Source organism: Rufibacter ruber (assembly GCF_001647275.1).
Taxonomy (GTDB): Bacteria; Bacteroidota; Bacteroidia; order Cytophagales; family Hymenobacteraceae; genus Nibribacter; species Nibribacter ruber_C.
This window is the reverse complement of sequence record NZ_LRMM01000042.1, coordinates 1-18,108: the sequence shown is the minus strand read 5'-3', so window position 1 is coordinate 18,108 and position 18,108 is coordinate 1. Positions and strand designations below refer to the sequence as shown.

Here is an 18,108-nt window from a genome sequence, read left to right as displayed (position 1 = left end):
CGGGCTGTTTTCAAGAAAACAGGAAAACGGAAACCAAGAAGTAAAGAATAGAATCTCTAAACCTATTGCAGTTTTACTTTAATAAACCGTGGGCGGTAGAGATTAGGATGTACCAGAATGTCTTTGAAGAAGTCAAAGGAGTTCACGTTGTAGCTGATCAACAGCTCACCAGGCTCAGAAAGGTTGGAGTGTACTTTGGCGTTATAGACAATGAAATCCTTGTCCATTTTTATGTCTTCGGTACAGTCCCAGAGGTTAATGATAGGGCCGAAAGGTCCCTGCGGGCTAAGCCCCAGTCGCAGGCCTACGGTCCTGCCAATACCATCGGTCTGGAAAACCATGGCGTACCGCCCGTCTGGCAGCGGCGTCACGCTTAACTCATTAGAGGCTCGGTCTGTGATGTTAGCGAGTTTGTTGATGTCTTCGCTCCAGCCTGCCCCGTCCCAGTAACGCCATTTGCCAAAATTCTCAATATCAGCGGGAAGCACTCTGGCCAGGATCACGTTTTTTGCTTTGCCCCGCACCCCGTACACGTACACATACCCATCAGGTTTAGGCGCCCCAGCCTCTTTGGTGTTCACAAAAATGCCTGCACCCAATGACCCGTACTCCTCAGGATTACTGCCTGCCAGGTAGAAGGGCGTATCCATTTGGCGCTGGTCTTTGAATGGCGGCTTGCTGCCCGCTGGAATGATAATCAAGGCATTGCCCACTTCCTGAAACCCAAACACCTGCGCCCCGGTGTCCCGCACGCGGTACCCGAAAATGTAGGTATCATTGTTCTTGGCGGTGTTGACAAAGCCGTCTCCTAACCAATAATAATCACCGTCTTTGGTGGCAGGTGTTTTTGGCTCAAAAACGGATTTGTGCTGCCCCGCTGCGTTTTTGTCCCAGTAAAAGGTAATGTTCTCCGGCGAAGGAGTGCTCCCTTTGATGATGGCTACCGAGTTGTGAATCATTTTATAACCGGGGCTCAACTTGCCGTCTTTAATATCCCCTATCATGGTATCGCTGAAAACCAGCATGGTTTCGGTGCTTTTCCCGGCTCCTGCTGTATCTACTCCGTTTTTAGGAATGGCAAAGATGCCGTCGGCCCCAAACCACCCAGAGTTCCTTTTGAAAAGGGCCGTCCATTCTGGGGCCTCCTCCACTTTGAACTTTAAGGAGTTGATATCTGTGTTCACGGGCTTCTGTTGTGTCTCCTCTCCTGAATCAATTTTCTCAGAGGAACATGAAGCTGTAGAGAGCAGCAACAGCAACGCCGCTCCTTTTATAATCTGGTTATGAAAATTCATTGAAAAGGATTTAGGAGAAAAGGAGAAGGATTATCTCATTATTAATGAAAGCAAGTCGATGCAGATTTTAAGTGGTTCATTTGGCAAGAATCACCAAAGCCACTTTTGAGGAAATCTTGACTTCCTGTTTTTGGGCTATTTTTAGAAAAATAGCCCAAAAACAGGAAAGCTAAGAGAGCTTACATCTTATTGTTTAGGGCTGGCATCAAAGGTGTACTCAAACGTCTCATTTGCGGTGTAAGGAGGCCCGAATTCTGACAGATCCATGGTGATTTCCAACACCATCCGGTCTTTGGTCAGCGACTTCACCTTATAAGTTTCTACGGTCACCTTAGAAGGATCAAACAAACTTGAATACGTTTGGGTAAAGGTTTTCTCATCGGCGCTTAAAGTCCAGCCAGAATACACGTTGAACCCGTCAAACGTACAGGCTTTGGTGCCGTAGTTCACCGCCATGGTGCCGTTTTGGTTATACACAAAGGAATCATCTGTCTCGCAATCCTTCAGGTCATTCACATCTGGGTTAGGCGTGGTGTGCATTTTGCCTTTCAGGTTCCAGCGGTAAGAATAAATGATCTGCTCGCCAGAGGCTACGGTATTCACCGTAAGTACTTTCTCTGTGGTTTTCCCGTTGGCGTCTGTGGCTTTGAACGTGAAACCTACCAGTTTATCAACCTCATTGGGAGCATGGGTATAGGTAAAGGTATGCTCGTAGTTGTTCTGCGCAGTGGCAGGCAGCTGAATGGTTTGCACACCGTTGGTGCCAAAGGTATTGTCATTCTGCAGGTTGACCTGTTTGGTCACAGTAAGCGACTTCAGTCCTCCTGGTGCGGCAACATTCACTTTCACTTCAATGTTCTGCCCCGTTTTGCCAGATACATCTTCTTTTGACAAGGACACTGCTGGTCCGTCTGGGGTACTTTCATCGTCTGAGCAGGCTGTCCAGAAGGTCATAGCCACCAAGGCTAGACAGGTAAAGAGGTAGGATTTTGTCTTTTTCATGGGAATTAGCTTTCGAGTTTGTTAGTCAGTTTGGAGTGAAAATTTGGTCTGTAAAGATGATTTTGTAAGAAGGAACAGCAGTACTGAAATGTGTTCTTAACCTATTTGACTAGCATGGATTGTGGTTCTAGGGAATCAGGCTGCACGTGGGTCCATGACCTTTCTATCTCCTCCAGCGTTTTGCCTTTTGTTTCCGGCACCAGGCGCCAAACAAAGACAAAGGTGATGACAGACATGACCATGAAAATCCAGAAGGTATAGGCGCTTCCTATGGCTTCCAGCAGGATGGGAAAGAACTGGGAAACCACAAATACAGCTATCCAGAGGGCACTTAAGCAGATAGACATGGCTCTGCCTCGGGTACGGTTAGGGAAAATCTCGGCGATAATCACAAAGGCCAGCGGCCCTAAAGACACGGCAAAAAAGGCGATGTAGGCTAAGATGAAGACCAGCACCACGTACCCCTTCACCATCTCCAGATAGAAGGCACCACCAATAATGAGGAGGCAAACGGCCATGCCCGCAGAACCAACCAGCAGCAGTCCCTTTCTTCCCCAATTGTCTACATATTTAATAGCCACAATGGTGAAGAGCAGGTTCACTGTACCTACCAGAATTGTCTGCAACAAGGCAGAGTCAGAGCCGTCTCCGGTTGACTTGAAAATCTCTGGCGCATAATACATGATGGCGTTTATCCCTGTGATCTGGGAAAGGATGGCAAGCACCACCCCAATGAAAAAGGCCTTTCGCAGTCCCGGCTTCAGCAGCTCGCCCAAGGTGCCGGTCTCTTCTGAAAGGGTTTCCCTGATTTGGTTCAACTCCACCTGCGCCTTCTGTGGGCCGTTGATTCTGGTAAGGATAGCCAGCGGCTCCTCCACTTGCCCTTTCTTCGCCAGCCAACGCGGGCTTTCGGGCACAAAAAAGAGCAGCGCCATAAAAATGACCGAAGGAATAATGCCCGAGCCGAACATCCAGCGCCAGCCCGTGGTGATATTCCAAGCTTCATCATACAGACCTGCTATACCGGCGTTCACAAAGTAGATGAGGAGAATACCGGTGACAATGCCCAACTGGTTGATAGAGACCAACCGCCCTCTAATAGCGGCGGGGGCAATTTCTGTGATGTACATAGGAGCTAGGATAGACGCAATGCCAATGCCTAGTCCTCCAATTAATCTAAACACCACAAACCAGGTCAGGCTAGGTGGCATGGCCGTACCCACAGAAGAAACGGCAAAAAGAACCGCTGAAAGCATCAACACCTTCTTCCTGCCCACTTTGTCACTGAGCCCACCGGCAAACATTGCCCCCAGCATACATCCCAGAATGGCACAGGAGGCAATCCAACCCATCATGGCAGAAGACAAATTGTAGTTGGTCTGTAGGAAGCCAATGGCTCCCGAGATCACGGCGGTGTCATACCCGAAGAGGAGTCCACCTACGGCCGCCACCATGGTGATTCTGTACACAAACCAGGTACTTCCGGTCTTTTCCATAAAGAGACTAATTTTTAGTGATGGAATACTTTGCGTTAAAGTGGAGTGGGGTTCTCACGTAGGCTTTGAGCGTAGCACATTCTTTGCCCTCACCGGCCCCGTAAGGCCGAATGGTATAGGCTCCCACGGCGGCTGGCACAATGAACGTCTCAGCGTAGTGGATCACAAAGGGAGCAAAGGCATTGGAAGGACTCTCTACAATAGCCTCAGCACCTTCAATAAGATTGAGCACATTCACCACCCCATTGGTATGGTGGGGAACAGCCTTTGAGAACCAATGCCGGCGCGTTTCAATAAAAGAGCCTTCATGCAAACCGGTTCTTTCCTCGCGCCAGCCATCTTCCTCAGCCACCAATTCTACTTTGTTGATGATGTTCTGCTGCGTCCATTGGGTTGTTCTGTCCCACTGGATCACATTCTTGCCGTGCTCTAGGGAGATGGGTCTTGGCTTGCCGTCTAGTCCCATGCGTCCCCAATCCCAGAGCTTGAAGGTGAAAATGTAGGGAGTGGCGCTAATCTCCAGCACCACACTGTTAGCCCCGGAACAATGCACCGTTCCCGCCGGAATCAGCACGTGGTCATGCTTCTTGATCGGCCATTTCTCCACATGGTTCTCCGCCTCAAAATAATGACCATGGGTTTGGGCCGCCTCCAGTTCATGTAGCATCTTCTCAGGCACCACGTTGTCTTTCATGCCCAAATAGACAAAGGCGTCTTCCTTGGCCTCCAGCATGTAGTAGCTTTCATCCTGAGTGTAAGGCATGCCGAACTTCTCCTGGATGTATTCGGTGAGGGGGTGTACCTGTAGGCTCAGGTTGCCGCCTTCCATGGTATCCAGAAAATCAAACCGGATAGGGAATTCGTCTCCAAACGTTTCAAAGACCTCAGCCCCCAACAACTCTCTAGGATGCGCAAACACCAAATCCAAAGAGGGCACTTCTACTACATTCTCCCCAAACCGGTATAAGAGGCTATTCTCTTCAGGCACGCAGTCAAACCCCCAAGCGAAATTTTGCTCAGAGCGGTCTAAATCTATCACCTCTTTCAGCCATTGCCCTCCCCAAGGGCCCGGATCAAAAAATGGCACCACTCTAAAAGGCTGGCTAATTGTCTGTAATAACGCCTCTTTGAAGGCTGTCCCGGTAATGAGCTTGGGCGTATCGGGATTGGTGGTATCTAAGAGGAAGTCCCAAGAATCCATCAAGGTTTTCTTGTGCCTGTCACACACCCGCCAATCAACAAAGAAGGCGCGTTTGTAGAGATAGGAGAAGCTTTCTGTTTCATTAAAGACTCCCAGGCTCCCTACTTTGTCCCTTCTGAACCGTAATTGGATTTCCCAGCGGGGCATATCTGCGTACACCAGCACATCTGGATTGGGGTACACCAAACCGGCTCCAACCCCTACCACCAACACCAACCCATTTGGCACCTTCTCAATCTCTTCCCTCATTGCCGCCAGCTTCTGCGCATCAAAGAAATCAGTAAGGTGGAGTGGCGCAATGTACCCGAACACCGGATCATCAGTGACATATTCTTTTACCAGCTCATTGATTTGCCCCTCAGATTTGAAGGCGGCGGAGGCGTCAAACACAGCAGATGGCTGAAGTTTCTCCTCCAGACTGGTTAAGACATTGACGGTGTCAACACCGTGGTAACAATCCACTGCTATCACCGCTTTGTCTGCTAATTGTGGCTGAAGCGTTTGGGCAATGGCCTCCCAACTTACTACACAGCTATGTCCGCTGACTTTAATCTCTGGGAACTTATCGTAATTTGATTTTTTCAAAACTGATCAATTTTGGTGTAACACTAAATAACCGGCTCCTAAGAGGGCGGCACTGTTGAAAGAAGAGGCTGGTTTTACTTCCACTTTCCCCCAAGGGGTCCAAGCCAGTTGGTTTATCTTTTCCTGTAGGTAGGGAATGATGTAGGCGCCACTGGCCATGATGCCCCCTCCCACCAGCAGTACTTCGGGGTCATAAGCGTGAATAAGGTTAATGGCGCAGGCAGCCCAGACATCTAGGCTCTCGTCGCGTAGCTGTTGCGCCAGGGCATCTTTCTCTTCTGCCCACCGGAAGAGTGCGGCAAAATCAATTTTAGGCTCTACCCGTAGCAGGCTTTTGGTATAATTTGGGTGCGCTTTCACTTTGTCTTCAATGCTCCAACTGGCGGCTTCTACCTCCACACAGCCCACATTACCGCAATTGCAAAGCCTCCCGGCAACGTTGATGGTGAAGTGCCCCCCCAAGATACCTGCCTGAAAATGTTTGCCCCGAAGCAGTTTTCCCTCTATCACGGCCGAGGTACCTACCCCGGTTCCTAAGGTCATTAATACCACATTGTTCACTCCCTTGCCATTGCCATATTGCCATTCCCCAACCAAAGCCGCCCGGGCATCATTTTCCAGGATGATGGGCAAGCCCCATGCCTCCCTGGCCCAGGCTGTGAAATCAATTTCCGGAGCGTCGCCGAACTTTTTATCAATAGAAAGGACTCGTTTCTGCACGCTGTCTACAATACCCGGAATGGAAACCCCCACTCCGCCCAACTGCGGGGCCGCGAGCTTGTTTTCTTCCAGCAGAGAGTCAATGGTCAGCCGGATATATGGCAGCCGTCCTCTCAACCCCTGGTCAGAATAAGCATCCATCTGCGTCATGGCCAATACCTTTCCCCCCTGCACCAGGCCTAATTTGATCTTAGTGCCCCCTAGATCCATGGCAATGGCTATTGGTTCCTTCATCATACTCAGCAAGTAGTTTATTAGTAATTGTTCTGCGGAAGGTTAGGGTTGAGATCACGCTCCCGTTGCGGTATAGGGAACAGATAGTGCTTGGCCGTAGGCACCACACCCGGCTTAGCCAATGGCACCAACGTTTCCAGAGTACCCGTGCGGGCCAGATCAAACCACCGGTGCCCTTCAGCCACAAATTCCATAGCGCGCTCTTTTATGATTGCAGCGCGCATCTGCTCTTTGGTTAGATTAACATAGTCTGGCACTGTGGTGCGGTACTCCGTTCCGTCAAAGCGCGCTCTCTTGCGCACTTTATTGATGTACTCATGCGCAGTGGCCTGGTCATTAAGTTCATTCTTAGCTTCAGCGTACATCAGGAGCACATCTGCGTAGCGCAGTACCGGGAAGTCGTTGGCAGACCCATTACCTTTGGGCTCAGCCGCTCGGTCCCAGTACTTCTGGATGTAGGGTCTTATCTGGGTGACCGCGCCGCTTCTATTCACATACTGGGTTAAGAAAGTGACCTCCCTTCTCCGGTCGTTAAAGTCATATGAATTGTACAGGTACAGGGTAGGGATTTGCCAGCCTTGGGCATTTTCCACACCTTCAGCACTTAGTTCTGAAGGGAGTAACCTTACATTGAACTGTCCCACCTCCCAGAAACTTATAGCTCCGCCTTGGTCCCCAAAACCAACCGAGAAAATGGCTTCCTTCCCGTTGCGGCTAGACAGCTTAAAAACATCAGCAAAGTCTTCCCACAGTTCATACTGGTTTAAGTCAATGACCTCTTTTGCTTTTTTGGCGGCATTATCCCAGTCTTTGCGGGTGAGGTACACCTTGGCCAGCAGGGCTTTTGCGGCACCTCTGGTGGCTCTGCCTTTCCCATTGCCCGCCACATAATTTAATGGGAGCGCTTCGGCGGCAGTTAAGTCAGTAATGATTTGGGCGTAAATCTGGTCAGGGGTAGCCACCGCAGGGGTTAAGGGCTCTACTTCTTTGGTCAGCAACGGAATGCTCCCGAACATGCGCACCATATTGAAATAAAGCAGACCGCGCAGGAAGCGGGCTTCATTGAGCAACCGGTTCTTCAGGTTTTCCTCCATGGCAATACCCGGAATGCGTTCTATGGCGATGTTAGCGATAGTGATGGCTTTGTAATGCATGGCCCAGATTTCCAATAATGCTGCGTTTTGTGGACCATGCGTAAAAGTAGCCAGCTGGTCCAGGTCAGGCGCAAACGGATGGGCATTCAACAGCTCATCTGAGGCCAGACCAGCCGCTACCCAGAAGGAACTGTGGTACACTCCTGCGGTAGAACCGGTGCTGGTTGAGTTGAGGTAGGCGTAAATGGCATTGACCGCGGCAATGGCATCATCAGGGGTTTTATAGTAGTTGGTGATGGCCACAAAATTCTTGGGGTCCTCCTCCAGAAAATCCTGGCAGGAGGGCAACACCAGTACCGCCAAAAGCACTGCTGCCCATTTTTTGAGTGAGATGAAATATGTCTTCATGGTTATAGCATTCAAAGATTAAAACCCAATGTTCAGCCCTACCAGATAGGTCTTCGCCTGCGGGTACCCGCCTCTGTCTACCCCAAACACGGCGGTGCTCTGTCCAAAGGTGTTAGCCTCTGGGTCGTAGCCTGAATAGTTGGTGATGGTCCAGAGGTTAGTGGCGCTGGCGTAGATTCTGAGGTTCTTCACTTTCACTTTCTGAGTAAGGGTGGTGGGCACCTGGTACCCCAGCGTCACGCTTTTCAGGCGGATGTAAGAAGCGTCTTCCACTATATTTGAAGAAAAGACACCGTTGTCCAGGCTGCCTGACGCCAAGGCTCTTGGGTACTCATTGCTTGGGTTGGAGGGCGTCCAGCGGTTAAGGGCGGCCTCTGCCAGCACGTTGGTTTGGCCGTTGAAATTCTGCAGGTCAAACAGATTGAGGTTAGCCATCTTGTTCCCCTGCGATCCCTGGAAGAAAAAGCTCAGTTCAATGCCCTTAAAGGAGAAGCTGTTGTTGATGCCCCAGGTGAAATCAGGTTGGGCACTGCCCAGAATGGTTCTGTCCTTCTCATCAATCACTTTGTCATCATTGATGTCACGGTACTTCCGGTCACCGGCGCGGGCGCGGGACGCCGGGTTAGAAGATGAAGCTTCTTGCCCTTTCAGCACAGGACTGGTACGCGCCTCTTCATCGGTTTGGAAGATGCCGTCAAAGATGTACCCGTAGAAGGTACCTACCGGCTCACCCACCCGCAGCAGCGTGCCCCCACCCATGAGAATGTCTACTTCGCTGTTCAGGTTGGTGACTTTGTTGCGGTTCAACGTAAAGTTGACCGAAGTTCTCCAGTCAAAGCGGCCTTTGGTGTTAATGGTGCGGATGTCCAGCTCCACCCCCTGGTTCTGGATATTTCCCACGTTAAGCACAGTAGAGTTAAAGCCGCTGGTGTACGGGATGGGGGTAGACAGCAGCAGATCAGACGTCTTCTTCTTGTAGTAATCTGCGGTTACCGTGATGCGGTTATTCAAGAAGGCAGCATCTACTCCAATGTCAAACTGAGCGGTGGTCTCCCACTTCAGATTTTTATTGGCGTAGGTGAGCGGCTCTCTCCCGGTATATACCTCTGTTCCGTTAAACACTCCTTGTCCGTAGGCTCCCACCAAAGACAGAGATTGATACGGAGGAATGGCTTGGTTCCCAATGATGCCGTAGCTGGTTCTCAGCTTCAAATCATTAAGAAAGGTAAACGGCTGCATAAACGCTTCATCTGAGATACGCCAGGCTACCGCTCCAGACGGGAAGAAGCCATACTGCTTACCAGCGGCAAATTTGGAGGATCCGTCCACCCTACCCGTTAGGGTGAACAGGAAGCGGTCAAACAGGGTGTAATTGGCTCTACCCAGGTAGGAGACCATGCTCCACTTAGACTCCGCGTTGGCTGGTTTCTGCGGCAGCAGGCCAGCAGAAATATCATGGTAGCCGGTGCGGGAATCCGGAAAATCAAACGCCATCACCAGCAGGCTCTCGTTGTTAAACTCCTGCAGTGTGTACCCTAATAAGAAATCTACTTTATGGTTCTCATGGATGACTGGTTTGTAAGTAAGCGTGTTCTCATTTAGCCATGTAAGACCGGTCACGGTGCCTATTGACGCCTCTCCCTTACTGGCTTGGGTTCTTTTCAGGAAGTTAGGACCAAAGGCATTCTCTTTAGAGGAGAACCCATCAATCCCAAAGCTGGCCCTGAACTCCAGATTCTCCAGAATTTTGTAGCGGGCGTACACGTTCCCCAGGATTCTGGAAGTCACCCCATAGGAGGTGAATTCATTTACATCGGCCACCGGATTGCCCAGGGTCTTTCCTAAGTAATTCCCGCCACGGTTCTCAAACGTGTAACCGCCCGGCTCATTGGCGTTGTACACCGGCAGGATTGGGTTGAACTGCAACGCAGAGGAAGTCACCCCCGGCACAATGGTCTCCGTGGTGGTTAATACCCCAGAAGACGTGATACGGGCATAGCTCAGGCTGTTACCCACCGTGAGCTTAGCACTCAGATCCCGGTCCAGGTTGGCTCTGAAAGAGTAGCGCTTAAAGTCTGAGTTTCTGATGATGCCGTCCTGGGTGAAGTAGCCGCCCGTAATGGCATATTTGGTTTTGTCATCGCCCCCGGCGAAGGAAAGCTGGTAATTTGCCATGGGAGCCGTTCTGAATATCTCGTCCTGCCAATCAGTCCCTTCCCCTAGGCTGGTGGGATTGTTATAGATAGGTGTTTGGCCGGCGTTGATTTTGGCTTCGTTCACCAAATCTGCGAACTCAGCTGCGTTCAGAACATCTAACTTATTAGCCACCTGCTGCACCCCATAGTAGGTATCAAACGTGACGGTACCAACACCTGATTTGCCGCGCTTGGTAGTGATGAGCACCACCCCGTTGGTCCCCCTTGAACCGTAAATGGCCGTGGCCGATGCATCTTTCAGCACCTCAATAGATTCAATGTCATTGGGGTTGATGGTAGACAGGGCACTGATACGCGGCCCCAGGTTCACCCCCAAGGCCATATCATTGCCGTCACTGCTCACCAGCATGCCGTCAATCACGTACAGGGGCTCGTTGCCCGCGTTGATGGAACTGGTTCCCCTGATCCGGATAGAGGCTTCGGCGCGGGCTTGCCTGAGGTCTGGGTGACCTGCACCCCGGCCGCCCGGCCTTGTAACGCCTGTTCAAAAGACGTAGTAGGCGTAGCCAAAATTTCTTCTGACTTAACAGAGGCCACAGAGCCAGTTAAATCGCTTTTGGTGGTGGTGCCGTAGCCAATCACCACCACTTGTGAGAGTTCCTGCGCATTGGTACTTAAGACCACCGGCAGGGTGGACTGGTTTTTCACCTGAATCTCGCGGGTGACAAAGCCAATGTAAGAAAACACCAGCACGGCATCATCTCCGGGTACCGCAATGGAGTATTCACCCGCCGCATTGGTAACGGTACCCGTGGTAGTACCCTTTACAGAAACGCTCACCCCTACCAACGCTTCGTTCCCGTCTTTAGAGGTTACTTTCCCTGTGACGGTGCGTGTTGCCGGGGCTTGGAAAGCCCTTAATCGGCTGGCGGCTCTTGCTTGCCCACTGTACCCACAGCACAAGCTGCCCAGGAAAAGCGCAAAAACAAGAGACCTTTTTTGATGGAAAATCATATGTACGTATGCAACAGTGGTTAAACAAAAGGAACTATAATCTATATGTTCATATGTTCAGACATATAAGAAGCCTAAAAAGCCTTAATCCCAACAGGAACAGTCTAAAAGAAGGTGTTCAGGTGCCCGCTCTCCTGCACGCGCCATCCTAGCCAGGCATGAAGGAGGCACGTTTTATTAAAGCAACACGTTCTGTACATAGATCTTCCTGCCCGGCAGGAAACGCCTATCCTCTTTCTATCTCAATGGTATAGGTAAATTTATCTGCCCGGTAAAAGCCAAGGTTATACTCAATAGGCCGGCGCCTGGGTCACAGACTACCCTTTTCCTGAAAAGGACAGGATCGCCAACGGCTATCTCTAATTTCTTTGAGAGTTCTTTGTCTGCCAAGATGGCGCTGATGCCTTCTTTAGACACTGAGGCCACAGTATGGTAAGTGCGCTCCAGCATGTCATACAGCGGCTGGGTGAAGTCTTCTTTGCCGGTTAATCCTACGCGGGGGTGAAAGTAGGAGATGAAATACACCACGGGGCCTGTGTCAAGGCCCCTCAGCCTTTCCAGTTTAACCACTTTAGACTTGCGGGTAATGTTAAACAGCCGCCTTATTTCCTCATCTGCCTCTACCTGGGCCACCTCAATCTCATAGTTGCGGAACGTGACGCCCTTCTCCCCCATCTCATGGGTGAAGCTGGACCACTTGTCAAGTTTGGTGGTGATGTTGTCTTTGGCCACCGTGGTGCCTACGCCTTTCTTGCGCACCAGCAGGCGCTCAAACACCAGTTTGTTGGTGGCCTGCCGCACGGTGTTACGGGAAATACCCAACTGTTTGGCCAGGGCTACTTCATTGGGTAACAGTTTGCCTTCCTGGTACTCAGGATTCTTAATAAGTTCGCGCAAGAGATCCTCAACCTGTAGGTGAAGAGGAATGGCACTGCCATGATCTATGTTAAAAACCTTCATACCTTCAAAAGACATATGTCTATATGTTCATACATATTCAACGATCTAAAGGTAGAGTAAAAAAATATATTTCCTAAATTTTTAAGAATATTTTTAATATTTCGTCATTCAGCTGCGCACATTTAGCCAGTATGGTGACAAAATGAAAATCAAACCTCTAATAGCTTGTTCCTCCTTCACGTGAAGAGCACCTATAAGAAGAGCAAAAGAAGGAAGGAGATCTGTTTGATTGGAAGGTCAATCTGTCTGATTAGCCGGCATGGGTAAGTTAGTAGCAAGTAGTCCCCTATATGTACACCTATTGCAATTTTATTTCCTTTGAACACAGTTGCGATCTCTGCAGAAGGAATTAGGCTTTCCGTTTTTGGGCTGTTTTCAGAAAAACAGACCAAAAACAGAAAGAGGAGCTGAGCGTGCAGCAGCCACTGGTTGGCATAAGTGATCAACTCTGGCCTGGACGAAGCGCCCTTGGCCTACAAAGACATCCACCAGGTTATGGCCGCCCAGCAGGAACTGGTGAACGTGGTGGGGACTTTCACGCAGAAGATTGTGGGTATGTGTGGGGATGAGCAGTATTTGGAGGGGGAATAAGAGGTTCCCACAGTTTTAGAATCTATTTCAATAACAGTAGGAACTCACTGTTATGATCTACTCTTCACTAGGCTGAGTTTCCTCTTCTACAACGCCATATGTAGAAATGACCTTGGCGATCTCATCATTGTTTAATTTTATATCAGAAAATATTGATACAACTAACTCCTTTAACTCATCAACTTCATTGAAGAAATCATCAACAGAATTATCTGTTTCTTTTAAAGCATATGATATTTCCAGGGCAACAATATCCTTACTTCCTTTTACAGCACGTGATGCATCTGTATAATAATTTTCAAGCTCGCCTTTAGACCAAACAAATACATTACACTTTTTCAATGCTTTCTGGACTTTAGAAAAATTTTCAGATAATCCAGACTCCTGAATAGCAGAATAATAATCTTTCAACTTATACTTATCCTGCATCTCCTGTATTATTTGAATTAAGTCTTCGTTATCTCTTTCTATTTCTCCATGCACAAAAAGCTCGAATACTCTTTTTAACTGCTGAGCATCAGTATTTTTTACTATCTTCTTATTCCTTTCTTGAATTTTACTATAATCTGTTTCTATATTCTTAATAGCGTTTTGAACAAGAGCTACATCACCATCTATATCTTGTATTTGCAAATGTCTTACGATTTTTCCTACCTCATCCTTATAACAATCTAAATCACCTAATACAAGCCACTTAATTTTAAATTCATTAAGCATCTTAATATATGTAATAAAGTTTCCTTTTCCATTAACTCTAATAACAGAAACATTATTATAATCTAAAAGCTGGTTATCTCCAGTAAGCTTATCCACTATTGGACTTAATAAGTAAAGCTCACCACCTTCAACAAGAACTACCTTATCTGCGAAAAAAATTTCACAATTGTTAGACCATAATAGCCGTACTAAATCATTACCAATAGCACCACTTACATCCTCACATAACTGATACACTAGGCTATAATTACTATCCTCTGGTTTATAAATTCGGATTATACAGTCTGGGGAAATATTTTTCAAAAATTCAGTTGAATGAGTATTTATGATAAGCTGCCGCTTTTGAGCTTCTCCAGTATTCAAAAACTTACTTAATTCTGCAGCAATCACTCTTCTAGCTTGAGGGTGCAGAAACAACTCAGGCTCCTCTGCAATCAACAAAGAACTATTATTATGGAATTGTTTACAAAATTCAGAAAACAGAGATATTATAATTGCACTTTGTATTCCTGATCCCTTTTCAGTCAAAGGCCGATCAATACCATCATTCACGAATAGTCTTATATTTTTATATAAATCGAATGATGAATCATCTAATAATTTAAAACTAACCTTCTTGTGAGAGATTGCTCTCATGAGAATTTCTCTTAAGTCTAGTGTATTATCATCAAATACTCCATCAACTAATTTTTTTATATCTACTGTTTTCTTCTGGATCAACAACTCAATTCGTTCGCCAACAGAGTCATCAACTTTGTCTTTCCCTTGATCCCATAAGCCTTTTATTAACTTTCCAAACCAGCTATAATGAACATTCCTTAATTCATCTTTTGGACTTCTAAAGGTTCCAATCAAAGCTGTTGTTAACAGTGAATCTCGTAATTTTTTTGAAATAAAATGTGTAATCCAGTAATCGCCATTCAAATCACACATTAACATACCATAACCAGATTGGTCCTCATCTTTATTTTTGGTAAAGAAAAGTTTAATGATTGTAGAATTTTTAAGAAACTGCAATAGTTCTTCTGCACTACACCATTTTGTTTTGGTATTTCTACCATACTGAATGATTTCTTCTATATTATTAGAGTTATCTATCTCGTCTAAGTTTTGAAAAAACTCATAGTCTATTTTTACATTTCCATTATCATCTTTAAATAAGGAATTAAAACTCTTTATTTTAGAAAGAGCAGTTTTTTTCTTTATAGTTCTAATTTTATTTTCGTCAAAATCTCTCCCCTCTAGAGTGGCTTCCAAATAGAAACTTTGTTCTATACTTTCATAAGGTTCAAAAACGACATCATTCCCATTCAATACTATTTTACCATCTGAGTCATAACATTCACGTACATGTTCTTCAGTATAAAAATCATTATCAGTGAAGGTTATGTAGTTAGGAAATCTATCACCTAATAATATATCAAGACCTTTGACGATGTTTGACTTTCCAGAATTATTCTTTCCTACAATAACATTGACTCCATTTTTGAAGCTTACTTCAACATTCTTCAGGCTTCTATAGTTATGAGCGTAGAATTTAGATATATACATAGTTTTTTCTTTAAAAATATGGATTTAGTTTTTTCAACAACCCATTTCAAGTATTATTTTATCCACATTTTTTATTATCCAATAGACTTAAAAAAAATTTAATCTTTCCCCACCTGCGCAAAAAGACTGCGCAGGAGCCCCTCACCTTTGCATCGTTCACTAACCACTACCACGATGCGATTCAACTTCTTCAGACCGAAAGCGACCGCCACCGAGGCCCCCACCCTCAACCACGAGGGGGCGCTGGCCTGGAAACTGGGACCGAAGGCCGAGCTGTACGCGGCGGCCGTCACGGCCTCCCTGCAAGACGGCTTCTACCAGTCCGCCAACGCGCGGCTGGAGAAGTTGCAGACGCTGGTGGCCCAGAACGAGCCTGCCTTTGTGGCCCAACTGGCGGTGTACACCCGCACCCAGATGCACCTGCGCAGCGTGCCCCTGGTGCTGCTGGTAGAACTGGCCCTCACCCACCGCGGCGACAGCCTGGTGAGCCGCGCCGTGGCCCAGACCCTGCAACGCGCCGACGAGATCACCGAGCTGCTGGCCTACTACCAGTTCCGGAACGGGCGCCAGGGCACCAAGAAACTGCACCGGCTCTCCAAGCAGCTGCAGCGGGGCGTGGCGCTGGCCTTCAACCGCTTTGACGCCTACCAGTTCGCCAAGTACAACCGCGCCGCCGAGGTCAAACTGCGGGACGCCCTGTTCCTGGCGCACCCCAAGGCCAAAGACGCGCAGCAGCAAAGTGTCTTCGACCAGATTGCCACCAACACCCTGCCCACCCCCTACACCTGGGAAACCGAGTTGTCTGCGCTGGGGCAGCAGCACTTCCGGAACGGCGGCGAGCGCAATCTGGCGTTCCGGAACAAGTGGGAAGAACTCATAGACAGCGGCCAGCTGGGCTACATGGCCCTGCTGCGCAACTTGCGCAACATTCTGGAGGCCAACGTGTCCAAAGCGCACATAAAGCAGGTGTGCCAGACGCTGGCCAACCCGCAGGCGGTGCAGAAGGCCAGGCAGCTGCCGTTCCGCTTCCTCTCGGCGTACCGCGAGGTGCAGCCCCTGTTCTCGCCAGACGTGCCCCGCGTGCTAGACGCCCTGGAGACCGCCGTGCAGCACAGCGTGCGCAACCTGCGGGGCTTCTCCAAGGAGCAGAAAGTGGTGGTGGCCTGTGACGTGTCGGGTTCCATGCAAAAGAGTGTGTCGGCCAATAGCAAGATCCAGCTCTATGACATAGGGCTGTTGCTGGGCATGCTGCTGCAGCACACCTGTGAGCGCGTGGTGGCGGGCATGTTTGGGGATACGTTTAAGGTCATCAACCTGCCCCGCAGGGGCGTGCTGGCCAACGTGCAGGAGTTCTACCGGCGCGAGGGCGAAGTGGGCTACAGCACCAACGGCCATCTGGTGCTGCATAACCTCCGGGCGGGCTATGTGCGGGCAGACAAAATTATGCTCTTCACTGACTGCCAACTCTGGAACAGCAACTATGACGGCTACAGCCTGGCGCAGGAGTGGACCCAATACAAAGCCTTTCACCCCCGCGCGCGCCTTTACCTCTTTGACCTGGCGGGCTACGGCACCGCCCCCCTCAGCCTGCTGCAGGAAGACGTGTTCCTTATTGCCGGCTGGTCAGACAAAGTCTTCGAGGTACTGGAGGCCCTGGAAAACGGCGGCGATGCCCTGGCCATGGTAGAAGCCATTGAGCTGCAAGGGTAACTAAGTGAAGCCATTTTTCTGTTTTCGCCTGTTTTCTGGAAAACAGGCCGGAAACAGAAAGATTATCGGCAAAGCCCACGGGTGGTGTTACCAGCAGATACTCCCCTTATGAAGGGGGCGAAGGGGGATGTTTACACAGGAGAACCGCGCATGCCTGAACCCGCTCTTGGTACGTCACGGAAGTAACTTCCGCGCCATAGATTTCAGCAATCTGGGAGAATCAGCCATGTGTATCTTGAGGCATTCCCCTCACTGAAGTTGAAAACTTCAGCTCAAAATAGATCCAAGTTAGAAACTTGAACCAGAGAAAAGTGAGAATGAAACGGCCTGCTTCAAAGAGGAGTATCTGCTGGGGTGCCCAAAGTAAATCCTTATAAAAGAACATCAATAAAGTGCCCTTCCGCCAAACGGGCGGAAGGTTTGAAGAGAAAGGAAAGGTGCCGTTAAGCAGGAGTTACTTCGACTTCCAACTCGCAACGCATAGGCCGGTGGTTCGAATCCCCCCACCTCCCTGAAAAGAGGTATAGCTCAGTGGTAGAGCCATGCACCTACTCCCGCTGCCAGTCGCCCTTTCCTGCTTCTTCTCTCCTCTCCTGTGCTTTGAAAAAACAATTTCTATTAGTGCAGGCAGAGAATTTGACATCTTGCTTGAAATCCAGAGGAAAGGAAAGGTGCCGTAAATGCGTGCTACTTCGTGGTTGGTCTTAGGACTCGCAGGTTCGAATCCTGCCCGCTGGCAACAGCGGAAATACACGCACCGCCTGTCGCCCTTTCCCTCATTTCAGCCTTGCCTGATGCCCCTGTTTCAGAACAGGAGTTCTGGAGGCGGGGCCTGCTAAATGAACCTCCAATGTCCATCCAGAGAAAAGGAAAGGTGCCGTAGACGGGAGTTACTTCTACTTCCACTTGACCGCCTCCCGTTGCCTGTCGCCCTTTCCTGTTTTTCTGTTTTCAGGCTGTTTTCTGTAAACCAGGGCAAAAACGAGCGGTGCCGTAGGGGGGAGTTACTTCGCCTGTCCCGCCGTGTGCCGGGGGTTCGATTCCCTCCATCTCCCCAAGCGGGAGGTGTAGCTCAGAGGTAGAGCAACGCAAAAGTCTCCCTCCGTTTGTCGCCCGCTTGTTCCCTGTTTTACAGGAAGCACCTGGTTTGGATGAGTTTTAAGAAAAATAGCCAGGAAACGGTGCCGTAGGCAAGGGATACTTCGGTTCCACGCTGGTGGGGCAGGTGCAAGACCTGCGGCCCCTCCTTCCAAAGGACGGGGCTTGGTGTATGAGATGCACACCAGAGAAAGGCCTTTGCCGCTTGTCGCCCGTTTCCTTGGTTATTCTTTACCCCTTCTGTTTTTGCTGTTTTCCCAAACAGGTTCCCAAAAA

Annotated in this window: 12 protein-coding genes; 2 read left to right on the top strand and 10 right to left on the bottom strand. The window is 48.9% G+C overall.

The annotated features are described in order from the left end of the window. Positions 1–62: 62 nt before the first annotated feature. The 9 genes from A8O25_RS14910 to A8O25_RS14870 all read right to left on the bottom strand — a co-directional run bounded on the left by A8O25_RS14910 (position 63) and on the right by A8O25_RS14870 (position 12,165). The gene (locus A8O25_RS14910) at positions 63–1,295 is read right to left on the bottom strand and encodes a DUF4185 domain-containing protein (protein ID WP_066836279.1); all 1,233 of its coding nucleotides are present in this window, start codon (positions 1,293–1,295) and stop codon (positions 63–65) included. Between the two features lie 186 nt (positions 1,296–1,481). Further along, complete coding sequence (locus A8O25_RS14905; protein ID WP_153042765.1) at positions 1,482–2,297, bottom strand: hypothetical protein; 816 nt, start codon at positions 2,295–2,297, stop codon at positions 1,482–1,484. A 101-nt stretch (positions 2,298–2,398) separates the two neighbouring features. Next, on the bottom strand, positions 2,399–3,793 hold the full coding sequence (locus tag A8O25_RS14900) for a sugar porter family MFS transporter (protein WP_066836275.1): 1,395 nt from the start codon (positions 3,791–3,793) through the stop codon (positions 2,399–2,401). Positions 3,794–3,800: 7 nt separating this feature from the next. Beyond that, the gene (locus A8O25_RS14895) at positions 3,801–5,579 is read right to left on the bottom strand and encodes a class I mannose-6-phosphate isomerase (RefSeq protein WP_066836273.1); all 1,779 of its coding nucleotides are present in this window, start codon (positions 5,577–5,579) and stop codon (positions 3,801–3,803) included. A 6-nt stretch (positions 5,580–5,585) separates the two neighbouring features. After that, positions 5,586–6,536 carry an ROK family protein gene (locus A8O25_RS14890; RefSeq protein ID WP_241499042.1) on the bottom strand — a complete coding sequence of 317 codons (951 nt, stop codon included), beginning with the start codon at positions 6,534–6,536 and terminating at the stop codon, positions 5,586–5,588. Positions 6,537–6,553: 17 nt separating this feature from the next. Beyond that, positions 6,554–8,035, bottom strand: coding sequence for a RagB/SusD family nutrient uptake outer membrane protein (locus A8O25_RS14885; protein WP_066836271.1), 1,482 nt, complete (start codon positions 8,033–8,035; stop codon positions 6,554–6,556). Positions 8,036–8,053: 18 nt separating this feature from the next. Beyond that, positions 8,054–10,639, bottom strand: coding sequence for a SusC/RagA family TonB-linked outer membrane protein (locus A8O25_RS14880; RefSeq protein WP_338152753.1), 2,586 nt, complete (start codon positions 10,637–10,639; stop codon positions 8,054–8,056). Further along, entirely contained in the window at positions 10,609–11,205 is a 597-nt protein-coding gene (locus tag A8O25_RS22735; protein WP_082893667.1) for a carboxypeptidase-like regulatory domain-containing protein, read from the bottom strand. Before A8O25_RS22735 ends, A8O25_RS14880 begins: the two co-directional genes overlap by 31 nt. A 237-nt stretch (positions 11,206–11,442) precedes the next feature. Further along, the gene (locus tag A8O25_RS14870; protein WP_241499041.1) at positions 11,443–12,165 is read right to left on the bottom strand and encodes a GntR family transcriptional regulator; all 723 of its coding nucleotides are present in this window, start codon (positions 12,163–12,165) and stop codon (positions 11,443–11,445) included. 438 nt (positions 12,166–12,603) lie between these two features. Here A8O25_RS14870 and A8O25_RS23000 point away from each other — a divergent pair, with 438 nt between their 5' ends. Continuing rightward, entirely contained in the window at positions 12,604–12,756 is a 153-nt protein-coding gene (locus tag A8O25_RS23000; protein ID WP_153042764.1) for an RtcB family protein, read from the top strand. Positions 12,757–12,813: 57 nt separating this feature from the next. On the opposite strand, the gene A8O25_RS14865 is transcribed toward A8O25_RS23000, so the two are convergent. Continuing rightward, the gene (locus A8O25_RS14865) at positions 12,814–15,024 is read right to left on the bottom strand and encodes an ATP-dependent nuclease (protein ID WP_066836265.1); all 2,211 of its coding nucleotides are present in this window, start codon (positions 15,022–15,024) and stop codon (positions 12,814–12,816) included. A gap of 174 nt (positions 15,025–15,198) precedes the next feature. Between A8O25_RS14865 and A8O25_RS14860 the strand changes: the two genes are divergently transcribed. Further along, the gene (locus tag A8O25_RS14860; RefSeq protein ID WP_066836263.1) at positions 15,199–16,734 is read left to right on the top strand and encodes a TROVE domain-containing protein; all 1,536 of its coding nucleotides are present in this window, start codon (positions 15,199–15,201) and stop codon (positions 16,732–16,734) included. Positions 16,735–18,108 lie beyond the last annotated feature (1,374 nt).

Coding starts and splice junctions, on each gene's coding strand:
- A8O25_RS14890 (WP_241499042.1), bottom strand. CDS start 6,536: ATGATGAAGGAACCAATAGCCATTGCCATGGATCTAGGGGGCACTAAG.
- A8O25_RS14860 (WP_066836263.1), top strand. CDS start 15,199: ATGCGATTCAACTTCTTCAGACCGAAAGCGACCGCCACCGAGGCCCCC.
- A8O25_RS14865 (WP_066836265.1), bottom strand. CDS start 15,024: ATGTATATATCTAAATTCTACGCTCATAACTATAGAAGCCTGAAGAAT.
- A8O25_RS14910 (WP_066836279.1), bottom strand. CDS start 1,295: ATGAATTTTCATAACCAGATTATAAAAGGAGCGGCGTTGCTGTTGCTG.
- A8O25_RS14900 (WP_066836275.1), bottom strand. CDS start 3,793: ATGGAAAAGACCGGAAGTACCTGGTTTGTGTACAGAATCACCATGGTG.
- A8O25_RS14905 (WP_153042765.1), bottom strand. CDS start 2,297: ATGAAAAAGACAAAATCCTACCTCTTTACCTGTCTAGCCTTGGTGGCT.
- A8O25_RS14885 (WP_066836271.1), bottom strand. CDS start 8,035: ATGAAGACATATTTCATCTCACTCAAAAAATGGGCAGCAGTGCTTTTG.
- A8O25_RS22735 (WP_082893667.1), bottom strand. CDS start 11,205: ATGATTTTCCATCAAAAAAGGTCTCTTGTTTTTGCGCTTTTCCTGGGC.
- A8O25_RS14870 (WP_241499041.1), bottom strand. CDS start 12,165: ATGAAGGTTTTTAACATAGATCATGGCAGTGCCATTCCTCTTCACCTA.